Source organism: Terriglobus sp. TAA 43 (assembly GCF_000800015.1).
Lineage (GTDB): Bacteria > Acidobacteriota > Terriglobia > Terriglobales > Acidobacteriaceae > Terriglobus.
Genome location: NZ_JUGR01000003.1, coordinates 34,031 through 49,455, shown reverse-complemented (window position 1 = coordinate 49,455; position 15,425 = coordinate 34,031). Strand labels below are relative to the sequence as shown.

13 protein-coding genes are annotated in these 15,425 nt (G+C 53.2%); 9 read left to right on the top strand and 4 right to left on the bottom strand.

Annotated elements, in window-relative coordinates; genetic code table 11:
- Positions 1-66 precede the first annotated feature (66 nt).
- Positions 67-1,014 (top strand): SDR family NAD(P)-dependent oxidoreductase, encoded by a 948-nt coding sequence (locus M504_RS18005; protein ID WP_047496979.1) that lies wholly within the window; start codon positions 67-69, stop codon positions 1,012-1,014.
- 15 nt (positions 1,015-1,029) lie between these two features.
- The gene (locus tag M504_RS18000; RefSeq protein ID WP_047496977.1) at positions 1,030-1,638 is read left to right on the top strand and encodes a DinB family protein; all 609 of its coding nucleotides are present in this window, start codon (positions 1,030-1,032) and stop codon (positions 1,636-1,638) included.
- Between the two features lie 113 nt (positions 1,639-1,751).
- Here the strand turns inward: M504_RS18000 and M504_RS17995 are convergent, their stop codons facing one another.
- Positions 1,752-2,576, bottom strand: coding sequence for an AraC family transcriptional regulator (locus M504_RS17995; RefSeq protein WP_198137689.1), 825 nt, complete (start codon positions 2,574-2,576; stop codon positions 1,752-1,754).
- 166 nt (positions 2,577-2,742) lie between these two features.
- On the opposite strand from M504_RS17995, the gene M504_RS17985 reads away from it, so the two are divergent.
- Together M504_RS17985 and M504_RS17980 are read left to right on the top strand one after the other, a co-directional pair.
- Complete coding sequence (locus M504_RS17985; RefSeq protein ID WP_052201019.1) at positions 2,743-3,129, top strand: nuclear transport factor 2 family protein; 387 nt, start codon at positions 2,743-2,745, stop codon at positions 3,127-3,129.
- 12 nt (positions 3,130-3,141) lie between these two features.
- The gene (locus tag M504_RS17980) at positions 3,142-3,579 is read left to right on the top strand and encodes a nuclear transport factor 2 family protein (protein ID WP_047496972.1); all 438 of its coding nucleotides are present in this window, start codon (positions 3,142-3,144) and stop codon (positions 3,577-3,579) included.
- Positions 3,580-3,795: 216 nt separating this feature from the next.
- On the opposite strand, the gene M504_RS17975 is transcribed toward M504_RS17980, so the two are convergent.
- The 3 genes from M504_RS17975 to M504_RS17965 form a co-directional block, all read right to left on the bottom strand.
- Entirely contained in the window at positions 3,796-4,485 is a 690-nt protein-coding gene (locus M504_RS17975; RefSeq protein ID WP_047496969.1) for a hypothetical protein, read from the bottom strand.
- A 388-nt stretch (positions 4,486-4,873) separates the two neighbouring features.
- Positions 4,874-6,343 carry a PAS domain S-box protein gene (locus tag M504_RS21540; protein ID WP_052201018.1) on the bottom strand — a complete coding sequence of 490 codons (1,470 nt, stop codon included), beginning with the start codon at positions 6,341-6,343 and terminating at the stop codon, positions 4,874-4,876.
- A complete protein-coding gene (locus M504_RS17965; protein ID WP_198137688.1) occupies positions 6,340-7,071 on the bottom strand; it encodes an alpha/beta fold hydrolase in 732 nt (243 codons plus the stop codon). Before M504_RS17965 ends, M504_RS21540 begins: the two co-directional genes overlap by 4 nt.
- A 389-nt stretch (positions 7,072-7,460) precedes the next feature.
- On the opposite strand from M504_RS17965, the gene M504_RS17960 reads away from it, so the two are divergent.
- From M504_RS17960 to M504_RS17935, 5 genes are all read left to right on the top strand, one after another.
- Positions 7,461-8,735: a sodium:proton antiporter gene (locus M504_RS17960; RefSeq protein ID WP_198137687.1), complete on the top strand. Its 1,275-nt coding sequence runs from the start codon at positions 7,461-7,463 to the stop codon at positions 8,733-8,735.
- A gap of 85 nt (positions 8,736-8,820) precedes the next feature.
- Positions 8,821-10,149: an IS1182 family transposase gene (locus M504_RS17955; RefSeq protein ID WP_047496967.1), complete on the top strand. Its 1,329-nt coding sequence runs from the start codon at positions 8,821-8,823 to the stop codon at positions 10,147-10,149.
- Between the two features lie 748 nt (positions 10,150-10,897).
- Positions 10,898-11,980, top strand: coding sequence for a DNA cytosine methyltransferase (locus tag M504_RS17945; protein WP_198137686.1), 1,083 nt, complete (start codon positions 10,898-10,900; stop codon positions 11,978-11,980).
- Entirely contained in the window at positions 11,977-13,944 is a 1,968-nt protein-coding gene (locus M504_RS17940) for an ATP-binding protein (protein ID WP_052201017.1), read from the top strand. The genes M504_RS17945 and M504_RS17940 overlap by 4 nt, the downstream gene beginning before the upstream one ends.
- Entirely contained in the window at positions 13,945-15,132 is a 1,188-nt protein-coding gene (locus M504_RS17935) for a hypothetical protein (RefSeq protein WP_047496962.1), read from the top strand.
- Positions 15,133-15,425: the final 293 nt, after the last annotated feature.

The window sequence follows — 15,425 nt, the reverse complement described above, 5'->3', positions numbered from 1 at the left end:
ATTTCTATGATTATCGTACTCTCGCGTATGTAACGCCGCAAGGCAGTGGATACAGGAGTGAATGCAATGGAACATTCGATCGCCCTCGTCACTGGGGCTACTTCCGGGCTCGGTTACGCGGCGGCCCGCTTGCTCGCCGCCAAGGGCTATCGCGAGATCATCGTCACCGGGCGCAGCCTGGCGCAGATCCAGCAATCGGCAGCTCAGCTCGCGGCGGAAACTAAGAGGAAGATCTTCACGTCGCTGGAGCTTAATCTAAACGACCCTGCCAACGTTCAGTCTGCTGTCGCCGCGCTGGTCAAGCAAGGTCAACCGGTCGATTTCCTGCTGCTCAATGCCGGGTTGGTCCCCTACAAACAGCGCGTGCTCACTGCCGCTGGCGTCGAAGCCTCTCAGGCTCCGCTCATCGGGCATCATCAGTTGACCGTTGGATTGCTCCATGCAGACCTGCTAAGTCCCAACGCTCGAATTGTGATCGCCGGCGCGGAACCTGCCCGTGGAGGCGTACCCATGTTCAAGTACACCGATCTTCCAGAGTTCGCCACCAGATACTTCGAAGGCGACCGAACCGCCGCTGTGGAAGCCCTCATCCACAACGGGCCAAACGTGAAGTACGTGCCGAACAACACCTACGCCGACGCGAAACTTATCATCGCCTGGTGGACGGCAGCGCTGGCGCGCCGGCTGCCGTCTGGCATGGCCGTGTACGCCGTCTCGCCGGGTGGAGCAACCGCCACAAAGGTGGTGCGAAGCGCTAGCCCTCTGCTGAAGTATGTGTTCATCCCGATCGTGAACCTGATACCCGGCATGAACCAGACGCCGGAGGTGGCGGCCGGACGCTACATTCAGGCGTCGCAATTCGGAACCGACGAATCAGGCCAATTCTTCGCATCGGCTCCGGGGAAGTTCTCGGGCCCTATCGAGGTGCAGCAACAGCCACACCTTCACGACGTTGCCAGCCAGGAAGCCGCGTGGCAGGCCGTTGTCAACGTCTCCGGCGCGAACCTGTCTTAACCAGAAGAGGAAACCATGAAAGTAGCGAAGCAGATTATTGTAGCGGTATTTCTTGCATGCATCTCCACGGCAACAACGGTAGCGCACGCGCAGCAGAGCGCGTCAAAGCCCACTCCGGGGACGCTGGTTTCTCCGGCAGAGGCGCTCAATGCACTGATGGATATGACTGAGAGCCAGATGATCAGTCTGGTGAAGAGTTTCCCTGCCGACAAGTATGGATTTGCGCCAGGCCCGGCGATCTTTGCACCGAACCAGAAGACAGATTACGCGGGCGTCCGCACCTTCGGTGCATTAGTCCTTCACGTCGCGCAAGCGAATTACATCTTGGGATCGCGCGTGAGCGGACTCAAACCCGATGTGGATCCAGCCAAGCTTCCCAGGTTGTCGAGCAAGGACGAGATCGTTGCTGCACTGGAGGCCTCGTTTGCTTTCGATCACAAGGTGATAGGAACGATCACAGCCGCCAACGCCTTCGAAAGCACGAGTGGTTCGTTCACGCGCGCGACCCAGGCCGCATTCATCGTGGTGCACGCCTCTGATGAATACGGGCAGATGGTGGAATACCTGCGCATGAACGGGATAGCTCCTCCGTCAAGCGGCGCTCCTGCTCCGCCGAGGCAGTAGGCCGCCTTCTTGCTGTGAACTGCTTGCATATCTCTCGAGAAACACCCCTCACGTCGGTGACAGATACTGGCGAGAAGCCTACTTGCAGGTTTACCTCTCAAGGCAAATTGCCTTCAGCCGCGATGCGCGAGCCATCTTTGCGGGGTCACGCCCGTCAGCCTCTTGAAGACTCGGGTGAAATGACTTTGGTCGACGAAACCCGTGTCTGCCGCAACAATCGCAAGATCTGCGTTCGGTTCGAGCATCAACTCCTGGGCTTTACTGATGCGCGTGTTCATCAAATAGCGGTGTGGCGCCAAGCCAGCTGATCGCTTAAACATCCGCCCAAAGTGTGACGGGGAAAGCTCGACTAGACGAGCCACCTCAACGAGCGAAATGTTACGAGCAGAGTGCTCCTGCATATAGTCTGCAACGATTCGGAACTGTGAAGCATTCAATCCAGTTGCGGCTTTCTTGCCTCTCCGTTCAAAGCATGCGCTCAACAGGGCTAGCATCAGACCCTGTTCGTAGAGGCTTTCCGAGTGGTCGACCGATTCCAACTCGGCGGCTAGCAAACGCGCGCATTCAACGGCTCTCGTCTCGTGGAACATGACTTCAGGATCATCGAATCCGCTGATCGGAAAATCCTGTCCCAGCAAGTTTCCTAAGGATTCGAGGTCAAAGCTGAGCCGAAGCTCACGAACCGTCTTTATGCCGTCCGTGTATCCCCAGACCCTATGGTTAGGAGGAACGAAAGTGATGTGATTTGGCCGTCGTCGCTCGAAAGGCGCGGCGCGCCTCAAGTTCATGCGAGCCTCACAACTTCCGCCAATTTCTTCGAGTACAACCGCCAGCGTCGCTCGTCCGCTGGAGAGATCATGCCAAGCTCGACCTGGGTGGTTGTAGTGCCTAAGGTGTCGAACTTCAATCCCTGCGATGGTACGCAGCTTGCCGCGCACAGACCGAATCCCACTTGGGGCGCGGAATCGAAACGAGTCATTCCTATCCAATTCGTACATTGCGAATGCGGACCTCTTTGCCTTCGACGTTTTCGTACTATGAGGATCTGTTTGTACAAGCCAACTCTCGGCCCACTTCATATTCTTACTCAAGAACGGAGGGCAAGTGACAGCAAAGGAGCTTCTTCGACACACGCTGGAGGACATCTTCAGTGAACCCGACTTCTCAAAGAGAGGCACCTTGATGCGAGAAGCCTACGCGGAGGATTGCGTGTGGGTTCATCCGGGCGGCAGGCTGGTTGGCATCGAGGCAATCAATAGCGCCGCAGAGGAGATCCGACAGAAGTTCGTCGGTTATCGCTACTACGTTGTCGGCGAAATGCAGGAGATGCAGAACGTCGCACTGTGTCGATGGGGCAGCGGCATCCCAGGTGAGCCCTTTCACTACACCGGAACGGATGTTCTTGAAGAACGAGAGGGCCGTATGACGCTGTTCTATACGTTCATCGATGGACATGCGCCCATGCGCTTCAACAATAAGTCACCGAACTAAGAGAGGTCTTCCTTGAACGCTGTAGAGCTTTTATTCGAGTACACGCATCGTGTTTCTGATGGACGCCTTGACGACGCATTCGATCTTTTTGCGGACGACGGAGCCTTCGAGTTCCCCTACTTCCCATCCGTTGGCATCGGAGGACGGGTGGCCGGTATCGAGACGATCCGAAACAATATCGGAGATTTCTTCAGGAATCGCACGGTAGATTTCAAGTTCCGAGATGTGAAGATTTTCGCAACAGACATTCCGGAGCGCGCCTTCGGCGAATACTCGGTTTCCACAACGATTCAGGCGACAGGGCGAACCTACAACCAGCTTTACGGAGGCAGGTTAGAGTCCGCCAGCGGAAAGATAGTCTTGCTAAGGGAGTTCTGCAATCCAGTCGAGGCGGCGATCGCGATTTTTCCAAATGGGATCGCAGATCTCGTCGCAAGGACAAAGGCGTGAGTAACGAGAAACGCCGATAGCGGAAGCGACGGAGCTGGATCGATGCTAAATCGCCAATTCACTCTGGAGCGAGATGAGTGCATTGCACTGTAGTCGTCAATCGAGAGCGTCCGGATAGATTACTGACGCTATGCCGACTTATCGTGAGTGATCGCACTTTCCGATAGCGTCGTTTTCAGCAGCGGTGATGATCATGAAGACACGAGGATCAATGGCTTATCGCGTACGAACCTTAAGCCCTTCGCGAGCGCGATCAAGGAAAATGCGCGCTTTATCCGGCGCCTCCTTGTCCAGAAGTACCCCTTGCTTACCAACTGGAACAGTACTGTCCTCCGGCAAGGCCTCACCATAGAGAATCATGAATTCCGCCCGGTGATCCGCTGATGGCACGTGAAACATATGGACGAGAACAGCTTTACGCGGAAATGAGATACCCTGCTTTGCAAGAAGCCGTGCCGCTGCAGCGGCATCCGACGCCTGATCTTCCTTGAGCGCCGCCGTCAAATCAGCCCAGCTTTTTACGTCGGAGTTGAACTGCAGGTCGCCTAGCTGCAAAGGACTTAGGGAACCGTAGTTATAGGTTCTGTCATTGGACGGGAGGAAATGCTCGAACTGCAACCAGTAAAAGCTCTTGACGGCACCGCCTCGCTCTCCCTTTACGAAAATAAATTGCTCCGCTTCCGCAACGCCATAGAGGTTGATGTGCTGCGTGCCGACAAACCTGAATCCCTTTGCGATGCTCATTTGTACTTTGGGGGCTTCGTTCGAGTAGACCGTGTTGCCCCGAACCCGACGCACCGCATCCGTGTTCGCAATCCCGCTACCTTGAGCGAAGGCGGAGAGGGAGAATATCGATGCCGCCGAAAGAATGACTATCGACGAAGACTGCCATTTCAACGAGTGCATAGTTATCCCTTAGTGAAGCTGGTAGTGCTACGAATCTCAAACGAGTGAAGTTCCCAAAGAAACCGTGCTCACGAGAAATTCACTGAGCCTGCCGAATGCCGTTTGTTGGAAAATGGACCTGCCTCATGAGCCATACTGCCTTCACCAACCATGACGCATGGCGCAGCCCGGCGGGATGCAAATTGTCTCTGTCAGATGCTTAGTCCTGAGAAACGCACTTGTAGTGAGTAAAGAGCCGCAGGCAGTAAAGGGGAAAAGTGCAGGAAAGGGGAACAAGCCTGTTGCGAAACTCACCGACCGTTATTTGCGGAGCTGAATAGCTGACGTTGGGTCGATTTATCAAGACTGATCTTGTCTTCATCAACCCGAAGGTGCGTTCTGTCTGCGTTCAGTGGGGGTGTGGGAAAAATAGGCTGAAGACTGTTCCAGAATGCCTGGGATGTTCGGAACTCCGGACGGTCATAAACCCTTTGTTTTTCTGAACCAGATCCTTCGTAACCCACAGCCCAAGGCCGGTGCCCCCGATTCCCTTGGTGGAAAAGAACGGCTCGAAAATCCTGGACAGGGTCGCTTTGTCCATCCCTGTGCCGGTGTCCGCAATGAGAATGCGGACGCCATTTTCTCCGTTCCGCCAGTTTCTTGAATTACTGCATCGAAGCTGCAACACGCCCCCGTTCTTCATTGCGTCCGCAGCGTTTCCAACTATGTTCAGGACAATCTGCCGGAGCTCGCCCTCGTGACAATGAAGTGTATGTGTGGTCCGGGCGCTCATACGCGGTTCGATGTTTGAGTTCCGGAGCCTCGCGCGATAAAGAGCAATAACGGACTCAAACAGCGTCGTCACGTTTAGGTCTGTCCGGTTGCTGCTTTGACGATGGAATTGCAGCGTGTGGGTGGTGATTTGCGAGACCCTGGCCAGCTCTTCCTGCGCCATGGTCACCAACGACTTCAGTTCCGGCGTAGAAACTTTCAAGTCAAGGATGTAAAGCAGGTTGGTCACTGCTTCGAGAGGGTTGTTGATCTCGTGCGCAATGGAACTAGCCAATCTGCCGACCGATGCCAGTTTTTCATTCTGCAGCAAAGCCCTCTCGGCGCGCTTCTGGTTTGAGATGTCACGTAGCACCGCTGAGGACGCGAGAAAGGTTCCGGGTGCCTCCATGTGCGGAGTCAACATAATCGAAGCGTCAAACCGCGTACCATCTGCACGGCACGCGACGATCTCGCCGTTGAACTCGCGGCCCTCTGCCAGCTCCCGGATCGGGATCGCAAGGAAATCTCTCGCATCGGTCGGCAGAATCAGTTCCGTAAAAGAACGTCCCACGGCCTCAGCAGAGCTGAGCCCAAACATCTTCGCGGCCCCGTTGCTCCAGTTACGAATTGTGCCGTCGATGTGGGATGTAATGACAGCGTCCGACGAGTGAAGGATCACTTCAGATAACTGTTCGGCTTCGTTGCGAGAACGCAGAAGGTCTCGTTCAAACTGTCGTCTCTCAGCCGCGTCCAGCAGAACAGCACGGATGCTGACTGGCACACCTTCGACGTACTGGACAGTGAAGTTCACGAGGACTGGAACACGGCCCCGTGCAGTTCGCAAATCCAGCGCGATCTCCTTGCGGCGACCGTTCAATAGCAGAGCAGGCAGCAGTTGTGTATCAAAAAAGATGGCACCCGCAGAACCCAGAAGATTGCGGAAACTTGCACCAATGACTCTGTCACGATCAAGCTTCGAAAGCTCCAGAAACGCCGCATTCGCCTGGACGATCTGCCCATCCAGGTTCAGCACGACATAGCCGCATGGGGCGTTCTCAAACAGGTCTTCAAACGAAGAGAACCCCTGCTGAGATGACAACTCGATCAAAGGAAGTCCTGGATCGCTTGGGTCACGACGCCCGGCGAGCTCAGATGCGGACAGTGGCCCGTCGCCTCCATCACAATCAGCTGGCTCTTGGGTATACATCGTTGCACATATTGTCCCACGCTGACGGGAGCGATGGAGTCTTTATCGCATTGCAGGATCAGCGTGCGGGAGCGTAGGTTCAATAGATCGGCGCGATTGTCCGACAGGAAGGTCACTCGCGCAAAATGCTGCGCATGGATCGGGTCTGTACTGCAAAAACTTGCTTCCAGCTCGGCGGCAAGTTCCGGTCGTTCGGGGTTTCCCATGATGATGGGCGCCATCATCGCTGACCAACCGGAGTGGTTGTTGTCCAGCATTTCAAGCAGGTCCTCAATGTCAGACCGCTCGAATCCTCCCAGATATTCGCCGTCATTGATGTAACTCGGGGATGGACCGATCATGACGAGGTTCTCGAACAACTCTGGACGTTGGATGGCTGCGAGCGCGCCGATCATGGAACTCACCGAGTGCGCAATGAAGTTGACCTTCTCGAGCTTCAACTCTTCGATAATCGCGATCACGTCAGCAGCGTACCCTCGAAGGGTGCTGTACTGGGTACGACTGAAAGCTGTGGAGTCGGAGTGACCGGAACCTACATAGTCGAACAGGATGACCTTGTAGTCGTTTTCGAACGAAGGAGCGACGGCGCGCCACATCGCTTGATCGCAGCCGTAGCCATGGGCAAACATGATGACTTTTGAGCCTTTGCCGCTGATTTTGACGTTGTTGCGTTGAACGGATGTCAATAGAACCTTTCACAGCGTTGCCGAAAAGGCCCTCGCGCTGACGTGCGTCAAGCCATCAGATGCAAAAATGGTGTCGCCAGCCATAGTTCGAACGAAAATTATCCTGCAGTCGTCAAATCCTGAGCGCACTGAGTAACTACCGACAAACGCTCTTGTGGAAGTTGGAACGCCACAGGCAGCAAAGGGAAAAGTGCAGGAACGGCGAGCGATGCTGTTATGAAACCTGTTACCAATCCGATCCGCACGTCGAGAGAACAAGTTTCCCGACTGAAGAACCGTCCAGAGGACGCCGATGTGCCGATTCTCAATCATCTATCCTAGCGATAGCCGACATGATGCCTTCATTCGCGCTGCTTAGCGCACTTGTCACACTCGGTGCTCTCTTCAGCTTCCTCAGTTATCGGGTACTTCGATTGCCAACAAGTATCGGGACGATGGTCCTGTCTTTGGCTGCCGCCTGCGCTCTCATTGTGGGCGGGCACACTGTCCCAGCGCTTCAGGCGAGCGCTCATCTGCTGGTATCCGGCATCGATTTCAATCAGGCAGTCCTCCACGGCATGCTCGCATTCCTTCTATTCGCTGGAGCTCTGCAACTTGATCTCAAGCAGCTCGGATGTGAACGCGTATCTGTACTCAGTTTGGCTATTTTCGCCACCGCGATTTCGACGGTCATCGTCGGATTCCTATTCAAAACGGGTTTGCACATTGCAGGCATCCCGATCAGTTGGACGCAGGCACTTCTGTTTGGGGCATTGATCTCGCCCACCGATCCGATTGCGGTGCTGGATATGCTGCAGCGCGTGGGTGCTCCGCCAGAACTGAAGATCCAGCTTGCGGGTGAGTCGTTGTTCAACGACGGAGTTGGTGCCGTAATTTTCGTCGCGCTTCTGGGGGCTTCGGCTAAGGGATCGGGCCATGGCAGCTTGCCTTCCCCTGCGACGTTTGGAGCCTTGTTGCTCGGAGAGGCAGGTGGAGGTATTGTGCTGGGAATGACACTTGGGTATCTGACGTACCGTCTCATCCGGATGGTCGATAGCTATCGTGTTGAGGTCATGCTTACGCTTGCTCTGGCCATGGGAGGTTACGTCCTGGCCGACAAACTTCATCTCTCGGCGCCTCTTGAAGCTGTTGCCGCTGGACTTATGGTCAGCGGGACTGCGCGGCGCTTCGCGATGTCCCCGAACACCCGAGATCACCTTGAGAAGTTCTGGGAATTGATCGACGATATTATGAATGTCGTGCTCTTTCTCTTGCTGGGCCTACAGCTACTCATCCTTCCTCTCAGCTTTTCTCTGCTAACGGCAGGATTGATCGCAATTCCCATAGTGCTCATTGCACGTTTCGCCAGCGTAACCGCAGTAGTACGCACACTCGCGGTTTGTCGTCAGAGGGTGACTGGCAATGTGATGATATTGACCTGGGGCGGGCTTCGAGGAGCGCTGGCAGTTGCTCTTGCCCTCTCGCTTCCGCAGGAACCCGCTAGAGAACGCAACTTGCTGTTGGCAGCGACTTACATCACGGTAGTGTTCTCCATTTTGGTGCAGGGCCTGACGATCTCGCCTTTCCTGCGGCGGATGCAAGGACGCTTAGGCAATGTCTCGTGCTGAACATCACGATCTACTCAAGACCTCCGATTTTTTAAACAGCTAGGGATGAGACGATGTCTTCGTAATCGCGAGGACATCGTCACTTATGGCCTATATAGAAGGTGAAGGACGCAAACAGTCCACACTCTTTCCTGTTGTCTTAGACGACCTAGTCCCGGCAAACCACGTTTGCCGCGTAATCGACGCATTTGTCGAGAAGCTAGACATGGCTCAACTAGGTTTCGAGCGGGCACAACCCGCTGCCACTGGTCGTCCCGGATACGATCCTCGCGCACTCCTCAAGCTTTATCTTTATGGGTATCTGAACCAAGTGCGTTCCTCTAGACGTTTAGAAGCTGAATGCCGACGCAATGTTGAACTGATGTGGCTCTTAGAGCGACTTTACCCGGACTACAAGTCCATTGCTGAGTTTCGGCGCATGCATCAGGAGAGCGTAACGTCTGCTGGGGCGGAACTTGTACGATTCGCTAAAGGTTGTGGTCTTATTCGTGGAGAATGGATAGCGATCGATGGAAGCAAGTTTCGAGCAGTGGCTAGCATCGACAGTGCCCGCGAGCGATTTCAGTTGCAGCGATACCTTGACGCCATGGAGAAAGCGGACAGTGAGCAACATGAAGAAGTTGACGCTTCCGCTGTTCAGGCTGCGCTGAATAAGCTGAAGGAACATCCTGAGCCCGAAGCAAACTTCATGCTTATGAGGGGAGCGACCGCACCCGCGTATAACGTTCAAACCGCTGTCGATGCGGAGCACGCCATCATCGTGACGCATTCTGTAGTATTGGACGCCGCTGATAATCGCCAGTTGCAACCAATGGTTGAGGCGACAGCAAGGGCCTTGAATCTGGAGAGCTTCCATGTGACGGCTGATGCCGGTTACTCCAATGGAAAGCAAGCCGCAGAATGCGAGCAGAAAGGATTTGAGCTACACATCCCAACTGCACGTAACGTGCATACAAGAAGTGGCGGACTCTTCTACTCCCGTGAACACTTTCAGTACCAAGCAGACTCTGACTCATACACTTGTCCCGCTGGCAAAACTCTTCACAGAAAACGGACTCGGCCGAAGGAGCTTGATATCGTCTATCGGGCTGCTAGTGCCGATTGCTCGACATGTTCATTGAAGCCAAACTGCACTCTTGCGTCACAACGGTCCTTCACTCGCCACTTGCATGAAGAGACGTTGCTCCGCATGCAGGAGCGTGCCACTCCCGCAGCCATGAGACTTCGAAGATCAACTGTCGAACACCCATTCGCAACGATGAAGTATCGGATCTTCGGGCATCCGAGGCTGCTCCTACGCGGACTGAAGGGTGCCCGGATTGAAATTGGACTTGCAACAATGGCCTATAACCTCAAACGTATGGTGCAGGTTGCTGGTGTTCCGGCGCTGATCGGGTCGATCGGGGAGCCCTGAGCGCCCAACTCTGAATTCATAGACATCTGAACTCAACTGCGGTCGCTTGTCGCGAAAGCTTTGGAGAGTTTGGTAACAGCCTCGTTCCCCCTTCTGCACTTTCCCCTTGCGAAGCGATCTTTGACGGATCCTGAACAAAATCGCTCTCTTCTATAGGCTATTGGAGGAATAGCGTTAGGTTCTCACTGCCTTGATCCGCGTTCCGCGGAAAGACGATTTAGATAGTAGCTATCTGTCGCGGTAGAACTCCCACGATGGTGTTTTGATCGCACAGCGTTTGGAAGTCTTCAACGACATCTAAATACGTGTCCGCAACCGTTACGATATGGCTACTGCAGCCGCTGAAGGTATTCTTGATGTGTCTTTGTGAGCATCAACGTAATCGTCATCCCGTGGAGAACGTCGTACTGCTGCTTCATGGTGTATCGCTGGTGTGAATTACCTGTAAATGCGCACCTCATTAAGGTCTCCAATATCCTGGTTGCATGTGACGGGAAGAAGCCGAGGTGGGTAGCAGAAGACGCGAACCCGACTGGAGACATGCAAGGAAATGAAACTCGTTTTTCAAGGGTTCTGCATCTGTACATGCTGCGCAAAACGAACGCTAGATGAGTAGCGAGTTTGATCCCGCTTCCGACGTGAACTACCTTATTTGCTTGAACTTGTAAATTGAATGGCTCTCGGCGCTATCATAAACAAAATTAGGTAGTTGTGTGATGTCGTTGGTGAACCGTATCCTAATCTAACGGTGAAGATTAAAAGCCATACCGGGAGCCGCCTAATCGGCGAAAAGCCCTCTCGATCAAGACGCAGGATTACTTCACATGAACGGCGTGGGGCGCTGCCTCAGATAGTCTCGCTTTTTTGTGGCGCCGGTGGCCTCGATCTCGGTTTCGTGAAAGCCGGCTTTTCAATCGCGGTTGCGCTCGACAAGTCCGCAGCAGCTGTGAAGACTCACAGTCGTAACTTTAGCTCTGAAAGCCACTGTGTAGACCTGCGCGAACTTGGTCCTAAAGGGGTCATTGCCCTCGTCGAACGTCACATTGAACCGGGGGCGCGTGTCGGAGTCATAGGCGGTCCGCCATGCCAAGGTTTTTCAAGGGCTAATACAGAGTCTCATCCAAACGATCCCCGCAACGCATTGGTTGGCTTGTACCTCGAAATCATTCATGAGTTGAAGCGAAAATACCGAGTCGATTTCATCGTTTTTGAAAACGTCTTAGGAATTCAAGATTCGAAGCACCTCGTGCTTTATCAGGGCCTTCTCGACGAAATTTCCAAGCTAAAATTCAACGCGACTGCGATGCGCTTGTGCTCGTTGGATTTTGGTGTTCCGCAGAAGCGAAATCGCGTTGTGGTTGCTGCGGTAGCAGATGGATATGGATATGGTGATATTCGAGTCAGGCGGAGAAAAGGCCTCGGAACGGTGCGAGAGGCTATCGGAAATTTGGACTCTCCCGCTTTCTTTTCTCGATCGCTTACACCTCAGCAGATTCCGGTACATCCGAATCACTGGACGATGAGGCCCGTTTCGAAGCGATTCAGCACACCACCGGATACGTGGCGTGTCGGTCGTTCCTTTAAACGAACGTATTGGGACAAGCCTAGTCCGACTATTGCTTTCGGACACCGGGAGATTCATGTGCATCCGTCGTGCAAACGAAGACTGAGCATTTATGAAGCATTGCTCCTTCAGGGATTTCCAGAACGATTCGTCCTGGAAGGAACATTCTCCGCGCAGGTCGAGCAAGTTTCTAACGCGGTACCTCCGCCAGTTGCTTTTGCCGTAGCAACTGCGATTAAGCATTCCGTAGACGGTGTATCTAAATGACTTTACAAACTCTGACGGAACAAGAACTGATCCAAAAAATCAGGCAAAGTCAAAATGATAAGACTTGGGTCGAAACGCGCCTTGAAACTGATGAGCGAGTCATTGCACGTGTCACGGATGGAATTTACCGCCAACCGGCGTCCGCACTTCGCGAGCTTATCTCAAATGCTTATGACGCCGACTCCACAAGGGTAGTCGTAAAGACAGACGCGCCGAGGTTCGAGAGGATCGTCGTTGAAGACAATGGCTCAGGGATGACGCCCGAAGTTCTGGCACATCTTCTCCATCACATCGGTGGGAGCGCTAAGCGGAATGAGGAGGGCAAAGAATTAGGAATCACAAGCATTGTCGATCCAACACTCAGTCCTGGTGGCCGTAAGCTCATTGGAAAAATCGGCATAGGGCTGTTTTCGGTTTCGCAGCTGACGCATTCGTTCCAAATCATATCGAAGGTGGCGAACGACAAGTACAGGACGATCGCCACAGTGACACTTCGTCAGTATTCGGATGAACCTACTCACGATGATGCCGCGGGCGAGGAGAAATTCGAAGCGGGCAAGGTGAACATCTGGCGAGAAAAGGCGGTTGACATCGCTTCTCATGGGACAACAATCGTGTTGAACCAGATCCGCCCTCAAGCACGTGACACTTTACGGAGCAGGGAGATATGGGGTCTGATCGAAGAAGCTGAGAAGGCAGATCCCACAGAAGAGAAGCAAGATATCGATCCGCCGAAATACCACATAGGCCGAGTTGATCCGAAATCAGGTGATCTCTTGAAACGAAGCTCGGGTAACTTTGCCTCAGTTCCCTGGAGCGAAGGAGCGAGCCCGGAAGATGCATTCCGAGATTTGGTCAATTGTGTATGGGATGAAGTCTCAGAGGGATTTAACCCCAACCCTCGTCTTGACCGCTTATTTGATTACTACTTGCGAATGATCTGGCAACTAAGCTTGGGCATTCCGCTGCCTTACGTGGATGGGCATCCATTCGATCTTGCTATTGAAAATTTCGGGCACAGTTTCTTGCTTTCGAACCAAGGGAAGGCTTCGGCTGCACTCATCAATGAGCCTCCCTCAAGCTCGCCCAGGGAGATCTTAGGTCTCTCGACAGATTCTGGTTCATCTATCCCGTTTGAAGTCTTCATTGATGATCTGAAGCTCTATCGTCCATTGCGATTCACCGATCTGCCGATGACTAGCCATGCGCTCAAAGCGCCCTTATTTTTTGTTGGCAGATGTACTCAAGAATTTGAAAAAAGTCCGATCGCCTTGAGTGGTGGCCCGCTAGAGTTCGAAGCATATTTGTTTTGGGCACCGAAGATTGCCCCTGTCGAGCATCAGGGCTCCCTGATCAGAATCCATGGATCGAGCGGAACGCTCTTTGATCCAACATTCATGCGCTATCAAGTTTCAGAGCAGACACGGCTACGCCAAATCACATGCGAGATTTTTATTAAGCGGGGTCTTGATAGCGCCCTCAACATCGACCGCGAATCCTTCAATAACGCTCATCCTCATACTGTCTACATAACAAAATGGCTCCATAATGCTCTGCGCCAAGTGGCTTCCGCACAAAAAAAGATCGCAGGTGAGGTCCGGAAGCAAGAGCGCAGTGAAACCCAGGCAGTAGCGGTCTCGGGAATCCAGTCCATCGCCAGGCGAGTTTGGGAAGAGCAAACCGGAGATGAGGGTGCAAGCCCACCTCCCATCGAATTTCAAGCAACTAAGAGTTTTTCAAGCGAAGAGACCGATGCGTATATCTTCTCTCGTGCCTCGACTCTTGGTACAAATGCGGGCGCCCGCACTTCGGGAGCACAGACCCGGCAATCAATCCTGGAAGAAAAGCTAAAAGCAATTATCCAGACCCTTGCAAGTTTTGAGCTCCTGGATCAGCTGCCAAAGCGAAAGCAAGAGAGGTTGATTCGAGCAATCTACGACATTCTGAAAGCTGAAGACCAATAGATGGCTGAGAACGAACAAGAAGATTTGGCGGCGGATATTATTGGGGCCCCAGCGTACGAAGCACCGCGACCAACTCAGAAAGAATTTCTTCCTTGGCATCGACCCCGGAAACAATACGTTCGGGTCGAACAGTGGTGTGCGGAGATCAACAGGATGATCCAGCAGCGCGAAGAAGTGCCTGCATCTTTAAAATACCTTGGTCTACCTGGCATCGATCTTCTCGATCTACGACACATACACAAGATGGTTTGCACCCCCAAGAATCTCGCATTTTCGTTCTTGGGATTTAACACTGCTCTTGCTTCGAATAAAGACGATCAAACTGAGATCAACATCTCTTTGGATGAAGTGCGGCGATTGCCGCTAGTTGAAGAGACATCGGATGTTTTGAAAGACGACGTTTGTCTCTTGGGAGATAAGGAGTCGATAGCTTTTCAAAGAGCACGTGCATTTGGCCCTTTCGACGTAATAAACCTAGATCTGTGTGATGGTTTTGGGAAACAGGCCCCTGGTGCCTTGACGAATAATCACTATCGAGCGCTTGCTGGAATCTTGAAAATTCAGCTTCTGAGCAAGACACCTTGGCTACTGCTCTTGACGACTCGTGTTGGGCAAAACGATGTGCATCAAGAATTGCTCGATCGCTTTGTCGATGTTTATGGCTCCAACCTGGACAATCATGATTCGTTCAGGAAGCTTTCATCAAAGGTCTTCGGAATCGCTGCAAGAACCGATATTGCTCAAAAAGTAGCAACCGAAAAGGGGCATGCTGATCTCTTCTTGACCGGCTTGTGCAAATGGATGTCAAATCTCGCGATCACTAATAGTCCGAAAGCAACAATCGACGTACGGAGCGTCATGGGCTATCAGGTTGCTCCACAAGCATCATGTGAAGACCTGATATCTATAGCGATTGAGTTTACGCCCCACTCAGCAACGATCGTCGATCCTTCCGGAGTTATTGTCGATCCCCCTGAACTCCCTAATGAAGCAAAGATGGCTATGGCATCGCTGAAGAAGGTTGCCGAGCGGGCCGATGTCGACCGCATCCTCGTAGAGGATCCCCCCATTCACGACGTGATGCTCGATGACATGAAGGAACTGCTAGAGGCTGCCCGCTATGACATCTCAGCTTATTTAGATTGGCTTACAAAGGAGCGGGCGAGTTCACCGATCTTGGCGACCTGAACAAAACCTTCCGGCGTCGATGATTGACGGTTCTGTCCCTATAAGCGAAATATGGCTCGCCGTCAGGACAACCAAAACAAAGCGCAAACATAGCGAAAAGTCTCGCCACTGGATGCACAGGAGAGATGTCTCCATGACGACCTAGCGTCCGATGAGTGTATATCGCTGTCAGCCTCCAAAAGGCTGGTGCTGACAATCATTCGGTCGCGGAAGCGGAAGTGCAAAGACAACCCCGTGTCAATGACTGCCGTGAGCTTTGCCGCGGACGCGTATCAGTTGTGCAGATCTGTAAC

Excerpts from the sequence above, each read along its gene's own strand:
- M504_RS18005 (WP_047496979.1), top strand. The coding sequence starts at position 67 with ATGGAACATTCGATCGCCCTCGTCACTGGGGCTACTTCCGGGCTCGGT.
- M504_RS18000 (WP_047496977.1), top strand. The coding sequence starts at position 1,030 with ATGAAAGTAGCGAAGCAGATTATTGTAGCGGTATTTCTTGCATGCATC.
- M504_RS17975 (WP_047496969.1), bottom strand. The coding sequence starts at position 4,485 with ATGCACTCGTTGAAATGGCAGTCTTCGTCGATAGTCATTCTTTCGGCG.
- M504_RS17965 (WP_198137688.1), bottom strand. The coding sequence starts at position 7,071 with ATGTTTGCCCATGGCTACGGCTGCGATCAAGCGATGTGGCGCGCCGTC.
- M504_RS17960 (WP_198137687.1), top strand. The coding sequence starts at position 7,461 with ATGATGCCTTCATTCGCGCTGCTTAGCGCACTTGTCACACTCGGTGCT.
- M504_RS17955 (WP_047496967.1), top strand. The coding sequence starts at position 8,821 with ATGGCCTATATAGAAGGTGAAGGACGCAAACAGTCCACACTCTTTCCT.
- M504_RS17940 (WP_052201017.1), top strand. The coding sequence starts at position 11,977 with ATGACTTTACAAACTCTGACGGAACAAGAACTGATCCAAAAAATCAGG.
- M504_RS17935 (WP_047496962.1), top strand. The coding sequence starts at position 13,945 with ATGGCTGAGAACGAACAAGAAGATTTGGCGGCGGATATTATTGGGGCC.